15 protein-coding genes and 2 pseudogenes are annotated in these 20,747 nt (G+C 70.4%); 8 read left to right on the plus strand and 9 right to left on the minus strand.

Going from position 1 to position 20,747, the window contains the following annotated elements:
* The first annotated feature begins 2 nt into the window (after positions 1-2).
* A complete protein-coding gene (locus ACFOY6_RS06075; protein WP_379649527.1) occupies positions 3-2,327 on the plus strand; it encodes a xanthine dehydrogenase family protein molybdopterin-binding subunit in 2,325 nt (774 codons plus the stop codon).
* A 60-nt stretch (positions 2,328-2,387) separates the two neighbouring features.
* The gene (locus ACFOY6_RS06080; RefSeq protein WP_379649529.1) at positions 2,388-3,353 is read left to right on the plus strand and encodes an SDR family oxidoreductase; all 966 of its coding nucleotides are present in this window, start codon (positions 2,388-2,390) and stop codon (positions 3,351-3,353) included.
* A gap of 40 nt (positions 3,354-3,393) precedes the next feature.
* Here ACFOY6_RS06080 and ACFOY6_RS06085 read toward each other — a convergent pair whose 3' ends face one another.
* Genes ACFOY6_RS06085 through ACFOY6_RS06095 form a run of 3 tightly spaced genes read right to left on the minus strand, consistent with a single transcriptional unit; the run spans position 3,394 to position 7,170 of the window.
* Positions 3,394-5,628: a xanthine dehydrogenase family protein molybdopterin-binding subunit gene (locus ACFOY6_RS06085; RefSeq protein ID WP_379649531.1), complete on the minus strand. Its 2,235-nt coding sequence runs from the start codon at positions 5,626-5,628 to the stop codon at positions 3,394-3,396.
* Positions 5,621-6,676: an FAD binding domain-containing protein gene (locus ACFOY6_RS06090; protein WP_379649533.1), complete on the minus strand. Its 1,056-nt coding sequence runs from the start codon at positions 6,674-6,676 to the stop codon at positions 5,621-5,623. Before ACFOY6_RS06090 ends, ACFOY6_RS06085 begins: the two co-directional genes overlap by 8 nt.
* Complete coding sequence (locus ACFOY6_RS06095) at positions 6,673-7,170, minus strand: (2Fe-2S)-binding protein (RefSeq protein WP_379649535.1); 498 nt, start codon at positions 7,168-7,170, stop codon at positions 6,673-6,675. Before ACFOY6_RS06095 ends, ACFOY6_RS06090 begins: the two co-directional genes overlap by 4 nt.
* A 146-nt stretch (positions 7,171-7,316) precedes the next feature.
* On the opposite strand from ACFOY6_RS06095, the gene ACFOY6_RS06100 reads away from it, so the two are divergent.
* Positions 7,317-7,922 carry a TetR/AcrR family transcriptional regulator gene (locus ACFOY6_RS06100; protein WP_379636789.1) on the plus strand — a complete coding sequence of 202 codons (606 nt, stop codon included), beginning with the start codon at positions 7,317-7,319 and terminating at the stop codon, positions 7,920-7,922.
* A 25-nt stretch (positions 7,923-7,947) separates the two neighbouring features.
* On the opposite strand, the gene ACFOY6_RS06105 is transcribed toward ACFOY6_RS06100, so the two are convergent.
* Complete coding sequence (locus tag ACFOY6_RS06105) at positions 7,948-9,030, minus strand: aldo/keto reductase (RefSeq protein WP_379649537.1); 1,083 nt, start codon at positions 9,028-9,030, stop codon at positions 7,948-7,950.
* Between the two features lie 25 nt (positions 9,031-9,055).
* Positions 9,056-10,042 (minus strand): MBL fold metallo-hydrolase, encoded by a 987-nt coding sequence (locus ACFOY6_RS06110; RefSeq protein ID WP_379636366.1) that lies wholly within the window; start codon positions 10,040-10,042, stop codon positions 9,056-9,058.
* Between the two features lie 112 nt (positions 10,043-10,154).
* Between ACFOY6_RS06110 and ACFOY6_RS06115 the strand changes: the two genes are divergently transcribed.
* Positions 10,155-11,150, plus strand: a complete 996-nt coding sequence (locus ACFOY6_RS06115; protein WP_379649539.1) for a LysR family transcriptional regulator — start codon at positions 10,155-10,157, stop codon at positions 11,148-11,150.
* A gap of 296 nt (positions 11,151-11,446) precedes the next feature.
* Here ACFOY6_RS06115 and bdcA read toward each other — a convergent pair.
* A pseudogene (gene bdcA, locus ACFOY6_RS06120) lies at positions 11,447-12,160 on the minus strand (SDR family oxidoreductase).
* Between the two features lie 79 nt (positions 12,161-12,239).
* On the opposite strand from bdcA, the gene ACFOY6_RS06125 reads away from it, so the two are divergent.
* The 3 genes from ACFOY6_RS06125 (at position 12,240) to ACFOY6_RS06135 (ending at position 15,186) form a co-directional block, all read left to right on the plus strand.
* A complete protein-coding gene (locus ACFOY6_RS06125) occupies positions 12,240-12,830 on the plus strand; it encodes a TetR/AcrR family transcriptional regulator (RefSeq protein ID WP_379636360.1) in 591 nt (196 codons plus the stop codon).
* Between the two features lie 622 nt (positions 12,831-13,452).
* Positions 13,453-14,457, plus strand: coding sequence for an aldo/keto reductase (locus ACFOY6_RS06130; RefSeq protein ID WP_379649541.1), 1,005 nt, complete (start codon positions 13,453-13,455; stop codon positions 14,455-14,457).
* Positions 14,458-14,766: 309 nt separating this feature from the next.
* On the plus strand, positions 14,767-15,186 hold the full coding sequence (locus ACFOY6_RS06135) for a hypothetical protein (protein WP_379636356.1): 420 nt from the start codon (positions 14,767-14,769) through the stop codon (positions 15,184-15,186).
* 193 nt (positions 15,187-15,379) lie between these two features.
* On the opposite strand, the gene ACFOY6_RS06140 is transcribed toward ACFOY6_RS06135, so the two are convergent.
* The 3 genes and pseudogenes from ACFOY6_RS06140 to ACFOY6_RS06150 form a co-directional block, all read right to left on the minus strand.
* Positions 15,380-17,080 (minus strand): alpha-amylase family glycosyl hydrolase, encoded by a 1,701-nt coding sequence (locus ACFOY6_RS06140; RefSeq protein ID WP_379649543.1) that lies wholly within the window; start codon positions 17,078-17,080, stop codon positions 15,380-15,382.
* A complete protein-coding gene (locus ACFOY6_RS06145; RefSeq protein WP_379649545.1) occupies positions 17,077-18,702 on the minus strand; it encodes an alpha-glucosidase family protein in 1,626 nt (541 codons plus the stop codon). Before ACFOY6_RS06145 ends, ACFOY6_RS06140 begins: the two co-directional genes overlap by 4 nt.
* A 275-nt stretch (positions 18,703-18,977) precedes the next feature.
* Positions 18,978-19,710: pseudogene (locus ACFOY6_RS06150) on the minus strand (IS5 family transposase); the annotation flags it as partial.
* Between the two features lie 284 nt (positions 19,711-19,994).
* Here ACFOY6_RS06150 and ACFOY6_RS06155 point away from each other — a divergent pair.
* A partial coding sequence (locus ACFOY6_RS06155; protein WP_379649547.1) for a hypothetical protein occupies positions 19,995-20,747 on the plus strand: 753 nt, incomplete at its 3' end.

Below are 20,747 nucleotides of genomic sequence, written 5' to 3' on the forward strand. Positions count from 1 at the left end.
CCATGGCCCGCCTCCTCTCCCGCCGCGCCGCCCTGCTGGGGGGCGCCGCGCTCGGCGGCACCGTCCTGGCCGCCGCCGCCGCCGGCACCGGCTACCTTGCCTTCGTCGACATGGACGGCCCGGACCCTCATATCGACGGCGACCGCGCCGTGCTCAACGCCTTCGTCGCCCTCCAGGAGGATGGCCGCGTGGTGATCCAGGCGCCCCGGACCGAGATGGGCCAGGGCATCCACACCGGCCTCGCCATGCTGGTGGCGGAGGAGCTGGACATCCCCTTCGATGGCCGCATCCGCGTCGAGCACCCGGTCGAGCAGCTGCCGGTCTACGCCAATGCCGGCGCGCCGCTCCGCACCCGCCCCGAGGCGATGCGCGGCCCCCTGATGTGGGCGGCGAGCCGCGCGCTCAGCGCGCTGCCGCTGATGAACACGGCCGGCTCCACCTCGACGATGGGGCTGTGGGTGACGATGCGCCGCGCCGGCGCCGCCGCCCGCCACATGCTGGTCGCGGCCGCCGCCGCACGGCTCGGCGTGCCGGCCGGCGCGCTGACGACGGCCGAGGGCTTCGTCTGCCACCCCGCCACGGGCCGCAGCATCGCCTATGGCGCCCTCGCGCGCGATGCCACGGCATTCACTCCGCCGCCGGACCCGGCCCTGCGCCCGGCCTCCGCCTGGCGGCTGATCGGCCGGTCGCAGCCCCGCCTCGACCTGCCGGCCAAGGTGCGCGGCGAGCCGGTGTTCGGCGCCGATGTGGTGCTGCCCGGCCTGCTGCACGCGGCAATCCGCCAGGCGCCGGTGTTCGGCGCGGCCGTCGCGCGCCTGCGCAACGCGGCGGCGGTGCGCGCCCGGCCCGGCATCCTCGACCTGGCCGTGATCGACGGGCGCGGCGTCGCGGTGGTCGCCACCTCCTGGTGGGCGGCCGAGACGGCCGCCGCGCAGCTCGACATCGCCTGGACGGAGACGGCGGCGGACCGCGCCAGCAGCGCGACGCTGGCCGCCGCCCTGCAGGCCGCGCTCGGCGATGAGGGGGCGCATGAGCATCTGCGGGAGGGCGCGGTGGAGGCGGCGTTCGGCCCCGGCGCGGCGCCACTGGTCGAGGCCAGCTACACCGTGCCCTTCGTCGCCCATGCCTGCATGGAGCCGATGAACGCGACCGTGCTGATCCGCGAGGACGGCACGGCCGAGGCCTGGTGCTCCTCGCAATCGCCGCTCACCATGCGCTGGGGCGTCAACCGCGGCGCCGGCTGGGCTGGCGTCGAGCCGGCCTCGGTCGCCTGCCACGTCACCATGACTGGCGGCGCCTTCGGCCGGCGCGGCGAGCTGGACGTGGTGGCGCAGGCCGCCTTCCTGGCGGCGCGGCACCGCGGGCGCCCGGTCAAGCTGATGTGGTCGCGCGAGGAGGATATCGGCCGCGGCGTGTTCCGCAGCCACGCCGCCGCCCGGCTGCGCGCCGCCCTCGGGCCTGACGGCTTGCCCGCCGCCTATGACGCGCTGGTCGCCGCGCAGGCGGTGCAGCAATCCGCGGCCAGCCGCACCCTGCCATTCGGCCAGGGCGGCAGCCCGGTGGGCGACCGCTTCACCGTGGAAGGGCTGGAGAAGGCCTACTACGCCTTTCCCGCCCGGCGCGTCCGCAGCCGCCATGTGCCGAGCCACCTGCCGGTCGGCGTCTGGCGCTCCAACGGCTATTCCTTCAACACCTTCTTCACTGAATCCTTCATCGACGAATGCGCCCTGGCGGCGGGCCAGGACCCGCTGACCTACCGGCGCGCCCTGCTGCGCGCGAGCCCCCGTCACCGCGCCGTGCTGGACCGCGTCGCGGCGATGGCCGGATGGGGCCGGCCGATGGCGCCCGGGCGCGGGCGCGGCATCGCGCTCGAGGCCGCCTATGAGAGCGTGGTGGCGCAGGTGGCCGAGGTCACCGTGGCGGCGGATGGCGAGGTCCGGCTCGACCATGTCTTCTGCGCCGCCGATGTCGGCACGGTGGTCAACCCCGATGCCGTGGCCGCGCAGATGGAAGGCGGCATCCTGTTCGGCGCTACGACGGCGATGATGAGCGCCCTCACCCTCGATGCCGGCGCGGTGGTGGAGTCGAACTTCCACGACTTCCCCCTGCAGCGTCTCGCCAACGCCCCGGGCGTGACCGTCGAGATCCTGCCGAGCGGCCTGCCGCCCGGCGGCGCGGGGGAGCCCGGCGTCGTTCCCGTCGCGGCCGCCATCGCCAACGCCATCCACGCCGCCACGGGCCGGCGGCTGCGCGCGCTGCCGCTCGCCGTCACCGAGACGATCGGCACCCGGCGCACCCGCAGCCTCCTGCCAGGCCATGCCGCCTAGGGCCATGGCAAGGCACCGCCCGCCGGACCACAGCACCCGACACGCCAGCCAGGACCAACCATGACCACGCACTGGACGAACAAGGACATCCCCTCGCAGCGCGGCCGCACCGCCGTGGTGACGGGAACCGGCGGCCTTGGCTTCGAGACCGCTCTGGCGCTCGCGCGGGCCGGGATCCGGGTGATCATCGCCGGGCGCAACCCGGCGCGGGGCGCCGAGGCCGTCGCGCGGATCAGGCAGGCGGTGCCGGATGCCGCCCCGGCCTTCGAGGAGGTGGATCTCGCCGACCTCGCCTCGATCGCCGCCTGCGGCGAGCGCTTCAACGCCGCCCATGCGGCGATCGACATCCTCGTCAACAATGCCGGGGTGATGACGCCGCCGCGCCGCCAGACCACGGCGGACGGCTTCGAGCTGCAGTTCGGCACCAACCATCTCGGCCATTTCGCGCTGACCGCGCATCTGCTGCCGCTGCTCAGGCGGAGCGCGGCGCCGCGCGTGGTGACGCTCTCGAGCATTGCCGCGCGGCGTGGCGCGATCGACTTCGACGACCTGCAGGCCGAGCGCGACTACCGGCCCATGCGCGCCTACAGCCAGTCCAAGCTCGCCTGCCTGCTGTTCGCCTTCGAGCTGCAGCGCCGCAGCAACGCCGCAGGGTGGGGCGTGACGAGCCTCGCCGCGCATCCCGGGATCTCGCGGACCGACCTCCTGCACAATGCGCCGGGCCGGTACAGCCTGCAGGGCCTCGCGCGGTCCCTGCTGTGGTTCCTGTTCCAGCCACCCGCCCAGGGCGCGCTGCCGGCCCTGTTCGCGGCGACGGCCGCCGAGGCCAGGAGTGGCGGCTATTACGGCCCGGGCCGGCTGGGCGAGACGCGGGGCCATCCGGTGGCCGCCAAGCCCCCCGAGGCGTCGCTCGACGTCCGCGCGATGATCCGCCTCTGGGAGGTCTCCCGCAGGCTGACGGGGGTGGAGTTCAGCCAGCCCAGGCTGTTGCCGAGCCTCGTGCGGCAGGCTGCGCGCGGCGCCTGAAATACAGTGCGCGGGCCTGAAGGCCCGCGACCCTGCGGCGCTAGTGGCCGAGCTCCTCAATGGCGACAGGGAACCGCCGGATGCGGGTGCCCGTCGCGTGCCAGATAGCATTGGCGATCGCGCCGGCGGTGCCGGTGATGCCGATCTCGCCGACGCCCTTGATGCCCAATGCGTTCACATGCGGGTCCTGCTCCTCCACCAGGATCGCCTCGACGGATGGGACGTCGGCATTCACCGGCACGTGGTACTCGGCCAGATCGGCATTCATCACCCGCCCCGTTCGCGGGTCCATCGCGGCGCGCTCATGCAGGGCGAAGGACAGGCCCCAGATCATGCCGCCGTAATACTGGCTGCGCACCAGCCGGGGGTTGATGATGCGGCCGGCCGCGAAGGCGCCGACGAGGCGCGTGGCGCGCACCTGCCCGAGCTCGGGGTCCACCTTCACCTCGGCGAACACCGCGCCATGCGCGTGCATCGCATAGCGCTCCGCCGCGGCCGGGTCCGCCGCGGCGCTGCCGCGCCCCTCGACGCTGTCGAGACCGGCGCGGGCGAGGATGTCGGCATAGGCCTCGCCGCGGCTCTCGTCGTCCCGCCGCAGCAGCCGGCCGCCGCGCGCGACGACGCCGACATTGCCGGCGCCGAAGAGCGGCGAGCGCGGGTCCGCCACGGCGATCTCCGTCAGCCGCGCGATGGCCTGCGCGCCCGCCGCATGGATCGCGCCGCCGGCCGTCGCGGTGTGGCCGGAGCCGCCGGCGATGCCGGCATTCGGCAGGTCGGAGTGCCCGGCGCGGAACTCCAGCCGGTCGAGATCGAGGCCCAGGCTGTCGGCGCCGATCTGCGCAAAGGCGGTCCAGGCGCCCTGGCCCATGTCGTGCGTGCCGGATTCCACCAGCCCCGTGCCGTCCCGCCGCAGCACGGCCCGCGCCTCGGCCTGGAACATGATCGCCGGGAAGGTTGCCGTGCCGACGCCCCAGCCGACCAGCAGCCCGTCCTCGTCGCGCATCTGCCGCGGCGCCAGCGGGCGGCCCGCCCAGCCGAAGCGCGCCGCGCCCTCCGCGTAGCATTCGCGCAGCGCCTTGGAGGAGAAGGGCTTGCCGGAGACCGGCTCCACCTCGGCATAGTTCCGCAGGCGGAACTCCAGCGGGTCCATGCCGCAGGCATGGGCCATCTCGTCGATGGCGCTTTCCAGCGCGATGCTGCCGCTCGCCTCGCCGGGCGCGCGCATGAAGCCGGGCGTGCCGGTGTCCAGCCGCACCGCCTCGTTGGTCGTCGCGATCGCCGGCGCGGCGTAGAGCGTGTGGCTGACGCCGGCGGAAGGCTCCAGGAAATCGTCGTGGCGGCTGGTCGCGGTGCGCACATGGTGGTGGATGGCGGTCAGCGCGCCATCCCGCGCGGCGCCGAGGCGCAGCGTCTGACGGGTCGGCGAACGGTGGGTGACGGGGCCGTACATCTGCGCGCGCGTCAGCACCAGCTTCACCGGGCGCCCGACGAGCCGCGCCGCCAGGATGCCCAGCACCTGCGGCCCGGACAGCAGCTTCGACCCGAAGCCGCCGCCGATGAAGGGGCTGCGGATGTGGATGTCTTCCGCCCGGATGCCGAGCAGCGCGGCCAGGCGCATCCGCGTCAGCGCCAGGCCCTGCGTCGGCATGTCGAGCGACAGCGCATCGCCCTCCCAGGCGGCGACGACGCCATGCGGCTCCATCGCGTTGTGGAACTGCAGCGGCGTCTCATAGGTGGCCTCGATCCGCCGCGCCGCCGCCCGCAACCCGGCCTCGACATCGCCGTGCCGCATCTCGCCGGGGTCGCCCACGCCGACGCTCTCCGGCACATAGCCGCCCGGGGCGTCCAGCGTGACCTCCACAGGCCCGGCCTCGTAGCGCGGGGCGAGCAGCGCGGCCGCCTCGGTCGCGGCTTCCAGCGTCGCCGCGATCACCACGGCGATGGGCTGGCCGGCATAGCGCACGCGGTCGTCCTGCAGCAGGTCCAGCTTGAAGGAGAAGGGCACGGATTTGTCGTCCGGGTGCAGCGCCAGCGCCGGACGGTTGGCCGTGACCATCACCTCCACCACGCCGGGATGCGCCCGCGCCGCCGGGAGGTCGAGCGCCGCCACCCGGCCGCGCGCGATGCGGCTGACCGCCAGCACGGCGTGGAGCAGGCCGGCGGGGTGGTTGTCGGCGGCGAAGCGGGCCTGGCCGGTGACCTTCAGCAGGCCGTCGCGGCGGGTGACGGGCTGGCCGATGCTGGAGCCATGCCGCATCTGGCGTGTCTCAGACATGGCGACCTCCGGAAAGGGGGGCGAAGGGAGAAGCCGGCAGCGCCGGCAGCCGCTCCGGGGTGCCGGCGGCGGCCAGGGTGAGGGCGCGGACGGCGATGCGCCGCGCCAGCTCGATCTTGAACCTGAAGTCGCCCGAGGGCCGCGCCGCCGCCAGGGCGGCTTCCGCCGCGCGGCGGAAGACCGCGGCCTCCGGCGCGGCGCCGGCCAGGGCCGCCTCCGCTTCCTCCGCCCGCCACGGCTTCGCCGCGACGCCGCCGAGCGCCAGCCGCGCCGCGACGATGCGGCCATCGACGATCCGCAGGGCCGCGGCGGCCGAGACCACGGCGAAGGCGTAGGAGGTGCGCTCGCGCAGCTTGGCGTAGCGGGCATGCGCGGCGAAGCCGGCCGCCTCGGCGGGCAGCCGGAGCGCGACCACCAGCTCGCCCGGCGCCAGCACGCTCTCCCGCTCCGGCGTGGTGCCGGGCAGAAGGTGGAAGTCGCACAGCGCGATCTCGCGCCGGCCCGTCGGCCCCTCGACCTCCACCACCGCGTCGAGCGCAGTCAGCGGCACGCAGAAATCGGAGGGGTGGGTGGCGATGCAGTGCTCGCTCCAGCCCAGCACGGCGTGCAGCCGGTTCTCGCCGCCGCGCGCATCGCAGCCGCTGCCGGGATCGCGCCGGTTGCAGGCGCTGGCCGTGTCCTGGAACCAGGCGCAACGGGTGCGCTGCAACAGGTTGCCGCCGACCGTCGCCGCGTTGCGCAGCTGTGCCGAGGCGCCCGAGAGCAGGGCCTCCGCCACGGCCGGAAAGCGCCGGCGGAAGCCGGGATCATGCGCCAGGTCGGCGTTGCGCACCTGTGCACCGATCCGCACCGCGCCATCCGCCTGGTGCTCGATGCCATCAAGGCCCGGCAGGTGGTTCAGGTCGACCAGCCGGCCCGGCCGCGCGACGCCGATCTTCATCAGGTCGAGCAGGTTGGTGCCGGCGGCGAGGTAGGCGCTGCCCGGAACCGCGCCGGCGGCGACGGCCTCGGCCACGCTGCGCGGCCGCACATATTCGAAGCGGTTCATGCCCCCCTCCCCTGCCCTTCCGCCGCCATGGCCCGCGCCGCCTCCACCACCGCCTCGGTGATGCCGCGATAGGCGCCGCAGCGGCAGAGATTGCCGCTCATGCCCTCCCGCACCCGCTCGGGGTCGTCGCCGGCCTGGCCCTCGCCGACGAGGCCGATGGCGCTCATGATCTGCCCCGGCGTGCAGAAGCCGCACTGGAAGGCGTCATGGGCGATGAAGGCCTGCTGCATCGGGTGCAGCGCCTCGCCCTTCGCCAGCCCCTCGATGGTCAGGATCTCGGCGCCGTCATGGCTGAGGGCCAGCGCCAGGCAGGCATTCACGCGGCGGCCGTCCAGCAGGATGGTGCAGGCGCCGCACTGGCCGCGGTCGCAGCCCTTCTTGGTGCCGGGAAGGTCCAGCCGCTCGCGCAGCAGGTCCAGCAGGGTGATTCGAGGATCGTCCAGCTCGAGGGTGCGGGGCACGCGGTTGATGGTGAGCGTGATCGTGTAGCTCATGCGGAGCCTCCGATGGGGGGGCGCTTCCGGGCGGGCCGGCGGGCCTGTCCGGTCGGCTGCCGGAGTGGCATAAGCGGAGTACGCCTCCGCCTGCAAGACTAAACGGAGGCATACTCCGTTTATTGAAGAGGAGATCGGAGCCGACCATGACCGACCAGCCCAACCGGCCGCGCAAGCCACGCGCCGATGCGATCCGCAACCGCGAGCGCGTGCTGGAGGCGGCGAAGGCGGTGTTCAGCCGGGGCGGCACGGAAGCAGGGCTGGAGGGCGTGGCGCGGCAGGCCGGCGTCGGCATCGGCACGCTCTACCGCCACTTCCCCACCCGGGAGGCGCTGTACGAGGCGCTCTACCGGCGCGAGGTGGAGCAGCTGGCGGAGTTGGCACGCCAGCTCTCGGCCGAATTGCCGCCCCTGGCGGGGCTGCGCCGCTGGATCGAGGCGCTGGTGGAGTTCGTCGGCACCAAGAAGGGCATGGCCGCGGCGCTGGCCCTCGCCGCGCACAAGCCGCCCGAGCTGATGGCCTACACCTCCGCCCGACTCTACGAGGCGATCGGGACGCTGCTGCGCCCGGCGGCCGAGGCCGGGGAGATCCGGCGCGACATCGGCGCGGAGGATCTGCTGCGGACGGTGATCGGCCTCTGCTACCTGCACGAGGGGCCGGGCTGGCAGGCGCAGGTGATGCGGCTGGTCGATGTCTTCCTGGACGGGATGCGGGTGCAGCCCGGTCATCCGCCGGCACCGCCCCGCGGCTGAGCCCGGCGGCGCGCCGGGGCTCGCCTCACGGCAGCAGCCGGGCCCTGGCGCGGGCCTGGGAGGCCCGGATGAGCCCCTGGTACATCCCCTCCTTGCCCGGATACCACGGCATCCGGCCGACATCGCCGAAGCCGGGGATCGTCTCCATATGGGCGACCATGCGGCGGCGCATCGCCTGGTCCGGCAGCAGCCCCCGCAGCGCCTGCGCATTGTCGGCGGCGTGCTCCGGATCGGCGGTGCCGCAGAGCACGCAGGTCACGGCCGGATGGCCCATCGCCCATTTGAGGAAGAACTGCGCCCAGCTCGTCGCGCCGAATTCCCGCGCGAAGGCCGGCAGGGGGTGGCCTTCCACGACCCGCATCAGCCGGGCCTTCTCCAGCGGCAGGTTCACCAGCACCCCGACGCCGCGCTCGGCCGCGGCCGGCAGCAGCCGGCTCTCCGCGCCACGGGAGAAGATCGAGTAGTTCGTCTGCACGACATCCACCCCGCCCCCCTCGACGATCCGCGCCAGCTCCTCCTGGGCCGCGGTCTCGTGGTGGGTGACGCCGACATGGCGGATCAGCCCCTCGCGCTTCCAGGCCTGCAGCAGGGGGAGGATGACCGGCGCGTTGACGAGGCTGTGGCACTGCATCAGGTCGATCGTGGCGCGCCAGAGGCGGAGGCGGGACTGCTCCAGGCTCGCCAGCGCATGGCTCTCATCGCCGAGGAATGCGCCGGTCGACCAGATCTTGTTGGCGACGAAGACCTCCGCCGCCTCGGGCAGGCCGGCGAGGAAGGCACCGGCGTTCACCTCGGCCGAGCCGTAGAGCGGCGAGGTGTCGATCAGGCGGCCACCGCCGGCGACGTAGCGCCGGAGCACCTCGCGCAGCCCGTCCCGCCGGTCGCCCGGCATCAGGTCGTAGGTCAGGAAGGTGCCGAGGCCGAGCGCCGTCACGGTCTGGCCGGTCCGGCCGATCCGGCGCGTGATCACCGGGTCCGCGGCGGCGGCCATGGGTGACGCGCCATCCCTGGCCTGGGCGTGGGCGCGGGGCGCGCCGGCCAGGGCCGCGCCGAAGGCCGTGGCCCCGAGGAAGCCGCGCCGGCCGGCGCGGGAGGCGTCATGGGTCATGGGAGCGTCTCTCCTGCGCCGTCCGTCAGAACCGCCAGCTGGCCGGGACCCAGGCATAGCCCGTGTCCGTCCTCAGCAGCCGGCCGATGCCGGGGAAGGGAAAGTGGAAGCCGAGCACGGGAATGCGGTCGGCGGCCGCCCGGTCGAACAGGCTGCGCCGGGCGGCCAGGGCGGCGGCGGGGTCACGGTCCGGGCCGGGCCGCCAGGGGCGGTCCACATTCACCACCGGGTGGTAGGCGAGGTCCGCCGTCAGCAGGAGCTGGTCGCGCCCCGAATGGACCAGGAAGGCCGCCATGCCGGGCGTGTGGCCGGGAGCCGCGATGGTGGCGAGGCCGGGCAGGATCTCGGCCCCGCCCTCGTAGAGCTCCACCTCCCGCGCCACGGGCTCGACGCTGCGCTTGATGGCGGCGGCGAAGCGGCGGCGGAAATCCTCCGGCACGGGCATGTAGGACAGGTCCGGCTCGCCCCGGACGAAGAACGCCCAGTCGGCCCGCGGCGCGAAGACCGTGGCGCGCGGGAACGCCCTGCCGCCCTCCGCCGTGCGGAGGTTGCCGACATGATCGGGATGGGTGTGCGAGACCACCACCGCGTCGATATCCTCGGGCGACAGCCCGATGGCCGCCAGGTTGGCGAAGAGCCGGCCGCCATTCGGCCCCATGGTCTGCCCGGCGCCCGCCTCCAGCAGGATGCGCCGGCCGCCTGTCTCGATCAGCAGGGTGTTCAGGTTCAGCGTCAGATGATCGGCCGGCAGGAAGGCGCGCCGCAGGGCCTCCTGCAACTCGTCATCCGGCGCGTCGATGGCGTAGATCCGGGGCGGGCCGCCGATCAGCCCGTCGCTCAGCACGGTCGCGGCGATGCCGCCGACCTGGAAGCGGTAGTGGCCGGCATTGCCGGCCGGCGGCAGCACGGTGCCCTGCGCGGCGACGGGGCGGCTCCGTGCGCCTCCCGCCAGCAAGGCCGCCGTGCCAAGCGCGAGCGCCGCCCTGCGCGGCAAGCCGATGACGTTGTGCATCCCAGACCTCCTTCCCGTCACGCCGCCCGCCAGGGCGGGACACGGGCGGAGCCTGGGGAGGGTCCGGCGATCCATGTCTCCGCGGCCATCGCGGCGGGCTGTCCGGCCTCAGATGCGCCGCCTGGACTGTCTGGAAAACCGGTGCAAAACTGCGCGGCCCGATAAGCAGGACTTCGCAATGCAGCCCTGTCGCCTGGACAGCCTGGACGCCTTCGCGGCGGTCGTCCGGTGCGGCGGCTTCCGCGCGGCGGCGGCCGAGCGGGGGGTGTCGTCATCGGCCCTCAGCCAGACCGTCGCCTCGCTCGAGAAGGCGCTCGGCATCCGCCTGCTGAACAGGACAACGCGGAGCGTCTTTCCGACCGAGGCCGGGGAACGCTTGCTGGAGCGCCTCGCGCCGGCCCTGGGCGAGATCAGGCAGGCGGTCGCCGATCTTGATCAGTTGCGGGAGAACCCCTCCGGCACGGTGCGCATCAACGCCCCCGGGCCGGCCGCCGACCACATCCTGTGCCCGCTGGCCTTCGGCTTCATGCAGGCCTATCCCGAAGTCAGGGTCGAGATCGTCAGCGACGCGGCGATCGTCGATATCGTCGCCGGCGGTTTCGACGCGGGGGTGCGCTTCGGCAGGCAGGTCGAGAAGGACATGATTGCTGTGCCGCTCGGCCCGCCGCTCCGCTACGCCATCGTCGCCTCGCCCGGCTATCTCGCGCGCCGGGGCACGCCCGCCACGCCGCACGACCTTGTCCGGCATGATTGCATACGCCGCCGCTTTCCCGGCGGGAGCCTTGCCACCTGGCGCTTCGCGAAGGATGGCGAGGCCATCGACCTCACGCCCCAGGGGCGCCTGACGCTCGGCTCGGCGCACCAGGAAATGCAGGCGGCCCTTGCCGGCCAGGGCATCGCGCATGTCTTCGAGGATTATGTGGGCGAATGCCTGGAGCGCGGCGATCTCGTCGAGGTGCTGCGGGATTGGGGCCCGGAATTGCCCTGCTGGTTTCTCTACTACCCCAACCGGCGGCATACCGGCGCGGCGATGCGGGCCTTTCTGGATCACCTGCGCGCCTATGACTGGGGCCGCAAGGCGGCTGGCCGGTCATTGGCCGGGCCGTGAGGCGCTCGAGACGTCGGTCAGGCGCGCCAGGCCTGGATGGTCTGGAAATCGTTTTTTCGTTGATCCGCGCGCAGCGTGCTCGTCAGGCTGCCGGCCTGCTTTCGCCGCGATGGCGGCGAGGCGCCCCTCCCGGGCATCCAAGTGGCCAACCGGCTCCTTGCAAGGAGACCCGCGCCCCGGTCCATGAACGAACCGGGCCGGATGGGAAGCGGACATGCCCAGGCGGCCTCGGCGCGGGCTGCCCGGGCGGAAGATGGCCGGGACGGCGAAGCTCGGCCGCCCCGGGTTCCGCCGTCTCAGGCGCCGAAGCCGCCATCGATCGTGTGCATCGCACCCGTCACGAAGCCCGCCTCCGGCCCTGCCAGCTAGGCCACCATCCCTGCCACGTCCTCGGGCCGCCCATGGCGCTTGATGGCCATGACGGCGTGCTGGATGTCCTTCATCGGCCCGTCCGCCGGGTTCATGTCGGTGTCGATGGGCCCGGGCTGCACGACATTGACCGTGATCCCCCTCGGCCCGAAGTCACGTGCCAGCCCCCGCGCCATGCCTTGCAGCGCCGACTTGCTCATGGCGTAGGCGCTGAGGCCCGGAAAGGGAATCCGGTCGCCGTTCACGGAGCCGATCACGATGATCCGCCCGCCTTCCGGCATCCGCCGTGCCGCCTCGACCGCCGCATGGTAGGGCGCGGCCACGTTGATGCGGATCAGCCGGTCCACCGCGTCCGGATCCTGCTCCAGGGGGTCGCCGAAGGCGCCCACACCCGCATTCACCACCAGCACGTCCAGCGGCCCGCTGTCCCGCACCCGCGCGATCACCGCGTCCCGGTCGGCGCTGTCCGTCACCACCGCCGTGCTGCCCGTCTCGGCTGCCAGCCGTTCCGCCGCCTCACGCGACCCGGCATAGGTAAAGGTCACCGTGGCGCCATCCGCTGCAAATCGCTGCACGATCGCCGCCCCGATACCCCGGCTACCACCGAGCACCAGAACGGACTTTCCTTTGAAACCGCCCACGCGGATCTCCTTGAGATTAAATGTAGTTATGACTACATAATTCTCAGGGAGGATGTTTGGTCAAGGAGATTCTGTAAGGGTGACTACAAATATATCGCGCCCCCGGGGCCGTCCGCGCCGCTTCGACCCGGAGCAGGCCGTTGCCATCGCCCAGCGCCTCTTCCACACCCAGGGCTACGACGCCGTCAGCGTTGCCGACATCACCGAAGCGCTCGGCATCAATCCGCCCAGCTTCTACGCCGCCTTCGGCAGCAAGGCCGCCCTCTACGCCCGCACCCTTTGTCGCTACACCGGTACCGAGGGCATCCCCCTGGCCGAGATCCTGCGTCCCGGGCGACCCCTGGCGGAGGCCCTTTCGGCGGTGCTGGAGAGCTGCGCCCGCCGCTACGGCGCGGACCCGGCCGCTGCCGGCTGCCTCGTCATCGAAGGCGCCCGCTGCAAGGACCCCGAGGCACGCAATGCCGCCCGCACCCTGAGCACCACCGCCGCGGACACCATTCGCCAGTTCATCGCCGCGACCCATCCGGAGGCTGCGGAGCGCCTGACCGATTATGTCGTCACGCTCATGGTCGGCCTTTCCACCATGGCGCGGGAAGGTCATGGCGCGGATCGCCTTCTTGCGACCGCACGCCTTGCCAGCTTGGCCCTTGAGCAGGAATTGGGCGCCTGAGCGTTCCGCCATGTGAGGCTGCCAGAGAGGCCGGTATAGGTCGGCCGCCCTCGAAGCACCTCTGGGACGCTGTCCACGTCCTCACGGCTGAAGCTCGAGAACAGCCAGGTGGACTTTGGCCAGCGTCAAGCATCGGCAGACAATGTCGGAAGCGATGATCCTAAATCCGACGGCTCCTGGAACAGCCTCAGTGTTCCGGCGTTCTAGGGAGGCAGAGGCGATAGGAGGATGAAATGGCCGACCACGCTCCCGAAGGACCCAAGGCGCACCACACGGCTGAGCAGGCGAGCGAAGGCTACATCCAGAAGCCTCCCTCGCCAGAAGACCTGAACAGGGTCTCCGAGGCTCAGGCCCAGATCACGGATGACTGGACTGGCGAGCCGCCTGCACAGAAAAAGCCCTCCTCGAAGCCATAAAGCAGATTCCGCGCAGCGCAGGGCGCCATCAATGAATTGAGGGGGGGCGGCGGTTGCCACACTCACTGCGGCCGCCGCGATCTGACCGGCAATCTCTTGATCTGACCCGGAGATGAGCTTGCGGCTGGAAGCGTCCTGTTGGACGCTTCGCCATGCCCCGGCGCTCTCATGGCCGGCCCAAGCAAGATGGTGCACAGGAGGAAGCCATGTCCGTCGAGACACGCAGATTTGGGCCGGATGGCCTGTCCACATCCTTGCTCGGCTTTGGCTGCGGCGGGGTTGGAGGCCTGATGGTGCGCGGTGCCGTCGCGGACCAGGAACGCGCCATCGCCCGTGCGCTTGAGGCTGGCATCAACTACTTCGACACCGCCGTACAGTACGGCAACGGCGCCTCGGAACAGAACCTGGGTAATGCCCTGCGGCGGCTCAAGGCTGGCAATGCCCTGATCGGCACCAAGGTCCGGCTGCGATCGGACGAGTTCGGGAACATCGCCGCCGCCGTGGCAGCATCCCTCGAGGGCAGCTTACGGCGCCTGCAGCGGGACCAGGCCGACATCTTCTATCTCCATAACGAGATCACCCTGCACGGCGGCGGCGAGAAACTCAGCCTGCGCCAGGTGCTGGAAGAGGTGGTGCCAGCCTTCCAGTCGCTCCAGGCGGCTGGCAAGCTGCGGCTGCCCGGCTGGACGGCGGTCGGGGAGACCGAGGCCTTGCACCAGGTGGTTGACGCCGGTTTCTTCGGCGGGGCCCAGGTCATCTACAACATGCTGAACCCTTCGGCCGGCACCGCCCTCCCCACGGGCCACCCGGCGCAGGATTACCGGCAGCTGCTTAACCGTATGCAGGAGAAGCGCATGGGTGCGGTTGGCATCCGTGTCCTGGCCGGAGGCGCCCTGAGCGGCTCCGCGCAGCGCCATCCTGTCGCCAGCCCCCCGCCGGAGCCGATGGGTTCGGGACAAACCTATGAGGACGATCTGGGCCAGGCGTCCCGGCTGCTGCCGCTGGTGGCCGAGGGCTTCGCGGCCTCCTTGCCAGAAGCTGCCATTCGCTTTGCGATTGGCCATCCCGCGGTGGGAACGGTCCTGGTCGGCATGGCCAGTGTGGAGGAGTTCGAGGCCGCACTCGAGGTCGTGCTGAAAGGCCCGCTGCCGCCGGCGGCGCTCCAGCGCCTGGCCGAACTCACCGCCGGCTTTTCGGGCGAGAGCCGGTAGGCCGGAAGAGAATGGCGTCAGGCGGGCTTCCCTCTTGCCGCGCGCGGCATCCGCTTCGCCGGCCAGCGTCCTCTCCTGGCTCTACTGCGATGCGGCCTGCCGATTGCCTGACGCGCCTGGCTGCCGGGCCACTGGGCTGGTGACGACCGCTTCCAGGCAGAGGCGCCGGGGCGGCGGGGGACAGTTCTAGGGGCGACCCGCCAAGCGGGCGGAACCCCTGCCGCATCCAATGCGGCGGCATACGTGCCCAGCACCCAGCGGATGGCACCGCAGTTTCCGAGGGACCTGCCTTTCGGTAGAACGCGGCCCATGGACAACAGCATGGCGGCCAAGCCCTACAGCAAGCTCAAGGGTGACCCCTACCGGGCGTATGAAGAGCTGCCGCTGGAGGTGCGACGCGCCTTGCAGGAATCCTTGGTCGACTGGTGTCCCCTGCGCGCTCGCGAATGGCATCTCAACCTGCTGCAGCAGCAGCGCCTGAGGCCGGCGCAGGCTGCGTCCTTTCTCGTCCAGGCCATCCGCAGGCACGATCATGCCGAGGTTGCCGCCTTTGCGAGAACATGGCCCAGCGGTGCTCAAGCCTATCCGCATCTTGCCGCCGGCGCGACGCTGCAGCGTTATGCTGGCACGGATGGCATCCCCGCAGCGGAGCCCCTTCTCGCCGCCCCGATGAAGACGCAGTCCAAGGCAGTGAAGAAGCGCCCAGCAGGCCGCCGCCGGCGGCGATGAGGGCGAGGCTCCAACAGGCCGTTAAGCTCGCTGACCCCGCAGCACACGGCGAAGAAGCCAGCGGAGCCGCACCCAACGGCCTCTCCGAGCAGAAACCTGATTGCGCCAAGCAGGAATCATCGGCCTGAAGCGGGCACAACATCATGACCCGCAGATCTCAGTCAGCAACGCTCAGCCGGAGCAGAAGGCGGTGTCATGCCCGCAAGATGGCGAACCCTAGCGGCGGCAGGGGCAGCCCGTGCCTGGCCAGACGGGTGACACAGCCAGGCGCCCGCAGACACCGCCAGCCTTCCTCCAGCGGTAGGAGCCGCTCATCCATGCTGAAGTTGATCATGCAGCGCAACACCGTGTTCTGGTCGAAGCGGTCGTAAACCAACAAGGGCGCGGTGTGCGCCTCGTGCACATGCTCGCCGCCCCATTTCAGGATAGGCTGGCCGCGCCGCCAGGCGAGGAAGCGGCGCAGGAAGTTCAGCGTGGAATCAGGGTCCTGCTCCTGCCGGTCCACCGCCAGCGGACGATGGATCTCGGGCACCGGCAGCCACGGGCTGTTGCCGCTGGTGAAGCCGGCATGCGACGCTTCGGCCTCCCACGGCATCGGGGTCCGGCCACCGTCGCGGCCCTGGAAATCTGGCCACAGCGCCAAGCCCCAGGGGTCCTGCAGTTGTTCGCGCGGCAGCTTGGGGTGCGGCAGGCCCAGCTCCTCGCCCTGGAACAACGCACCGCCACCCTTCAACGTGAACTGCAGGAACAGCAGCATGCGTGCTGCCGCCGCCGTTTGGCCTTTGTCCGAGGCAAAGGCGGCAAGGTTGGAAACGGCGCGCAGCGAGTCGTGGTTGGTGAAGACGTTGTAGAGCCAGCCACTGCGCAGATACTCGTCGCGCAGTCGCAGCAGGCTGGCGAGGCTCGCCACATCGGCCGGCGTGTTGATCAGGTCGAAATCATAGACGGTGTGGAATCCCTGGCCATCGGCTGTGTACTTCTCGGCAGCGCGTGAGGAATCCACATCCGCCAGCTCGCCAATCAGCACACGCGGCGGGTCGTAGGATTCCACCGCCGCGCGCAGCGCATGGATGATGGGCAGCGCCTCCGGTACATCACGGTCGAAGAGATGAATCTGGCGGCCGAAGGGGTTGTTCGGCCCACCGCCGAGCAGGATGGGTGAACCGCTGCGCGGGCTTGGCGGGTTGCTGCGCAAGTCCGGATCGCAGGCCAGGCACTGCACCGCGTCCAGCCGGAAGCCATCCACGCCGAGGTCGAACCAGAACCGCATGTCCTGGATCACCGCCTCCAGCGCCTCGGGCTTGCGCAGGTTGAGCGCCGGCTGACAGGCGAGGAAGGGATGATAGTAGTACTGCGAGCGCCGCGGCTCCCACTGCCAGGCGCCGCCGCCGAAGGAGGAGAGCCAGTTGTTCGGTGGCCCGCCATCCGGCGCCGCATCGGCCCAGACATACCACTCGGCACGGGCATTCTCGCGCGAGCTGCGGCTTTCCTGGAACCAGGGATGTTCGTCCGAAGTGTGGGCAGGAATGAAGTCCATCAGTAGCTTCAGGCCGCGCGCATGCGCCGCCTTCAGCAAAGCCAGGAAGTCGTCCAGTGTGCCGGCCGAGGGGTCAACGTTGCGGTAGTCCACCGCATCGTATCCAAAATCCTTCTGCGGCGACGGGTAAAAGGGCGAAAGCCACAGCGCGTCCACTCCCAGCCCGGCGATGTGGTCGAGCTTTTCCAGCACGCCCCGCAGATCCCCGACACCATCTCCATTCGTGTCGCGGAAGCTGCGCACATAGGCCTCGTAGATGGCAGCGCCGCGCCACCATTCGGCGCGTACCGGCGGTTCCAGCTTCGGCGCCTTGGCAAACTCGGCAAGCACCGTTTCCCGGGTCGTGGACATCGTCATGCCTGACCTCCGAAATAGGCGCCATAGGGCGGCAGGCTGAGCCGGCCAGCGGCGCGGACACCGCCGAAGCCATGCCCTTCCAGCGGCATGCCGAGCAGTGGCTCGGGCAGCTCTGCCTCCAGCGGCGCGGCGGTCAGGTTGAAGGCGCAGAGGATGCGGTGCTCGCCCAGCCAGCGCTCGAAGGCGAGCATGCCGTCCGGAACCTCGATGAAGCGAAGGCCGCCCGCACGCAGCGGTGCCTGATCTCGCCGCCAGGTCAGGAAGCGGCGCGTTCTGTTGAGGATGGAGCCCGGCAGCGCCGCCTGCTGCGCCGCCGCGCGCTCCACATGGGCGGGGGGGATGGGCAGCCAGGGTTCGGCGGCGCTGAAGCCGCAATGCGATTGCTTGGCATCCCACGGCATTGGTGTGCGGGCGCCGTCCCGCCCCTCAAAAGCAGGGTAGAACTCGATGCCGTACGGGTCGATCAGCCGCTCATACGGGATCTCTGCCTGAGGTAGCCCCAGCTCGCTGCCCTGGTAGAGGCAGAGCGCGCCGCGCAGGCATGCGAGTGCCGCCAGGATGGTCAGGGAGAGCTCGCCCGAGGCCGCCTCTGGGCCAAGCCGTGTCGGTGAGCGGATGAAGTCGTGGTTGTCGAGCGCCCAGCAGGGCCAGCCGCATTCCATCTCATGGCCCAGATCGGTCGCGGTGCGGCGGATCGTCGAGGCATCCAGCGTGTCTGCGCCAAGCAGCCAATAGCCATAGGCAAGTTGCAGGCGGTGCGGCGCGGTGTATTCCTGGTGCAGGCGCACGCCCTCATTCTCGTGCAACTCGCCCAGCAGCACGCGCTCCGGATAGGCACCGGTCAGCTTGCGCAGCTTCTCCAGGAAGCCCAGGTTTTCCGGCTGTGCGATGTCGTGTGCGTGCCGCTGCAGGGAATAGGGGTTGAACAGGAAATGCCGGCCGACCGGGCACTCCGGGTTGGCCGGGTTGTCGCGCAGCCGGGCGTCATGGAAGTAGAAGGCGCAGACGTCCAGGCGGAAGCCATCCACCCCCATCTCCAGCCAGTAGCGGCAAACCCCGAGGACCGCCTCCTGCACCGCAGGGTTGTGGTAGTTGAGGTCCGGCTGTTCACGCAGGAAGTTGTGCAGGTAGTACTGGCCCCGCCGCGGTTCCCACTGCCAGGAGGAGCCGCCGAACACCGAAAGCCAATTGTTGGGCGGCGAGCCGTCTGGCTTCGGGTCGGCCCAGACATACCAGTCGGCGCGTGGGTTGTCGTGGCTGGCGCGGCTTTCCAGGAACCATGGATGCTCGCTGGAGGTATGGCTGAGCACCTGATCCATCAGCACCTTCAAGCCGCGCTCATGCGCTTCCGCCAGCAATGCCTCGAAATCGTCCAGCGTGCCGAACAGCGGGTCGACCGAGTGGTAGTCTGACACGTCGTAGCCAAAGTCCCGCATCGGTGACTTGACGAAAGGCGAGATCCAGATGGCATCGACGCCAAGTGCTGCGAGGTGGTCAAGATGCTGCCGGATGCCGTTCAGGTCACCGATGCCGTTGCCGGTGGTGTCACCAAAGCTGCGGGGATAGATCTGATAGATGACCGCGCCTTGCCACCAAGGTGGAGCGGTTGTCGTTTTCGACATGAGGTCCTCCTTGCGCGCGGCGACACGTATTCGCCGGGGGAAAGGGGGGACGACGCGCCGAGGCGTCATCCGAATCTCGGCCGAGGGAGCTGCCCAGGGACAAATCCGCAGGCGGACGGCGCCAGCCCGCGGCAGGGGACTTCAGAGCGGATGGAGGCGCGACCAGACGCATCCGTTGCCATCGCTCAGGCCCTAGCGCCACCCAATGCGGCAGCGTGGGCGCCCGGAGCCTGAACGGCAGAGGCGCTGCAGGGTTGCAGGGCGGAGGAAGGAGACTCATCAATCCAAGGGAGGATGGCGGCGGCGAGGCAGGTAGCGGAAGGTGTGAGCGCAGCGGTCATGGAGCGTGGCGATGCGGCGCCAGTCCTTGACTTGCTGAGCATGGTCTCGATGCGGTGGAGCGTCCTGTCCTGCGCGATGCGCTGCTTGCGGCCGCGGCGCAATGGAATGCGAGGCTCGATGCCGCGACTGCCCGGGGCCTGGCGGAAGCCATCGCTGTCATAGCCTGTGTCGCCGATCAGGGCGCCGGCGGACGGCAGGGCATTCAGCATCAGCGCGGCACCCGTGTGGTCGCTCATCCGGCCCTTCGGAGAGCAGCATGATGAGCGGGCGGCCTTGGCCGTCAGTGACGGCACGCGGCTTGGAACTCAGGCCGTCCGACAGGATGGGAACAGCCCGCTTTTGAGCAGGCTGGCGGCTGTGCGGCGCGCCTTGAGGTGAGTGGTGTCGATCATCAGCGGATGCGGCTACCCTTCGCGGCCGGCCAGCCCGCCGAAGACACGGTTGAAGACACCCCCGCGCCTCCAGCGGACGAGGCGGCGGTTGCACGGCGTCTTGTGCGGGCCGTCCTCGGCAGGCGCATCGCGCCGGCGAAGGCCATTGCGGATGACGTGGATGATGCCGCTGACGATCTGCGGGTCATCCACGCGTGGCACTCCGTGCAAGAGCGGGAAGCAGGGTGCGGCCCCGCTGGATCTGCGCCTGCGTGAGCCACGACAGGCCCGCCACCTCCGGCAACCATGGAAGCACAGCAGCCTCGAAGCGCGAGAGGCTCGTTGATAAGTCCTGAGCCGAACTGGGCAAGGATTTCGAGCGCACCATCGCCTCTGCCGAGATCTTTTTCTATTCCGACTCCATTACGTTTTTCACTTGGCTCCCAGTCATCCCAGTCAAGGTTGCAGTCAGCCTCTCAGCAATCCTCTCTTCAGAATCTGAAATCTAATATTAACGTCTGAATTTAGTAAAAAGTTAAATGTTGGATCATAAAATGATGTCTTGGGAGGATCTTAGAAATGCCGCCAATCACGAATCCCCAGCCTTCCCAGATTCTTGAAACAAAGCTCTATGAAGCTGTGGACCTCTTCGATGGTTCGAGCGCCGTCAAAGGAGTTGATGTAAAAGGGGCCGCGCTTGCAGAGATTACCGAGCGTGACGGCATTGCCGAGACATCGTCTGCAAACCGCGCAGACGACAATACGCAAGCATTTGCCAATATTGCCTCCGGGGACGCTGCGGGCGCAGGCTTTGCGCCTGACACGCAAAACATCACGGCTGACCCGGCGACGCAGGTGGTGCCGGACCAACGCTCGACCGGCAACAAAGACCCCTTTTCAGGCCGCGAAGAGAGCATACCGCCGCCCGAGGCCGAAAGCGTGGCCGCCACTGCGGCAGGCGCTAATTCGCCGCCTGCTGACATCCTACGTGCTACCGAAGGCGCTGCCGCGCCGGTCCTGCCGGGTAGAGCATCCCTCGAAGCGGCAGAAGACGAGCGGCCGGCAGACCCTCTCCTGACCAATTCCGAAAACACTGGGTCGCAGCCGGTGCCTGACGCGGCAGCAGGAGCAACGCAGCCCGCCGAAGATACACAAGACGGTACACCCGCCGCTACTGGCCCATCCGACACTAGCGCCTCAGGCGACACCGATCTGGCGCTCGACGCCACCCTGCCCGGTGGCACGCCGCTCGAGGTCGCGGTCGGGCTCGACCCGGTCGAGGCGCTGCTGGGCGATATCGACCTGCCGGTCACCGCCGATCTCGGCGGTCTC

The organism is Teichococcus aestuarii (assembly GCF_042651065.1).
Lineage (GTDB): Bacteria > Pseudomonadota > Alphaproteobacteria > Acetobacterales > Acetobacteraceae > Pseudoroseomonas > Pseudoroseomonas aestuarii.

Bases quoted from the DNA above. Each gene is read 5' to 3' on its own strand.
- ACFOY6_RS06085 (WP_379649531.1), bottom strand. From the start codon at position 5,628: ATGTCTGAGACACGCCAGATGCGGCATGGCTCCAGCATCGGCCAGCCC.
- ACFOY6_RS06145 (WP_379649545.1), bottom strand. From the start codon at position 18,702: ATGTCGAAAACGACAACCGCTCCACCTTGGTGGCAAGGCGCGGTCATC.
- ACFOY6_RS06105 (WP_379649537.1), bottom strand. From the start codon at position 9,030: ATGACCCATGACGCCTCCCGCGCCGGCCGGCGCGGCTTCCTCGGGGCC.
- ACFOY6_RS06090 (WP_379649533.1), bottom strand. From the start codon at position 6,676: ATGAACCGCTTCGAATATGTGCGGCCGCGCAGCGTGGCCGAGGCCGTC.
- ACFOY6_RS06110 (WP_379636366.1), bottom strand. From the start codon at position 10,042: ATGCACAACGTCATCGGCTTGCCGCGCAGGGCGGCGCTCGCGCTTGGC.
- ACFOY6_RS06140 (WP_379649543.1), bottom strand. From the start codon at position 17,080: ATGACGATGTCCACGACCCGGGAAACGGTGCTTGCCGAGTTTGCCAAG.
- ACFOY6_RS06100 (WP_379636789.1), top strand. From the start codon at position 7,317: ATGACCGACCAGCCCAACCGGCCGCGCAAGCCACGCGCCGATGCGATC.
- ACFOY6_RS06115 (WP_379649539.1), top strand. From the start codon at position 10,155: ATGCGCCGCCTGGACTGTCTGGAAAACCGGTGCAAAACTGCGCGGCCC.
- ACFOY6_RS06130 (WP_379649541.1), top strand. From the start codon at position 13,453: ATGTCCGTCGAGACACGCAGATTTGGGCCGGATGGCCTGTCCACATCC.
- ACFOY6_RS06135 (WP_379636356.1), top strand. From the start codon at position 14,767: ATGGACAACAGCATGGCGGCCAAGCCCTACAGCAAGCTCAAGGGTGAC.
- ACFOY6_RS06075 (WP_379649527.1), top strand. From the start codon at position 3: ATGGCCCGCCTCCTCTCCCGCCGCGCCGCCCTGCTGGGGGGCGCCGCG.
- ACFOY6_RS06080 (WP_379649529.1), top strand. From the start codon at position 2,388: ATGACCACGCACTGGACGAACAAGGACATCCCCTCGCAGCGCGGCCGC.
- ACFOY6_RS06095 (WP_379649535.1), bottom strand. From the start codon at position 7,170: ATGAGCTACACGATCACGCTCACCATCAACCGCGTGCCCCGCACCCTC.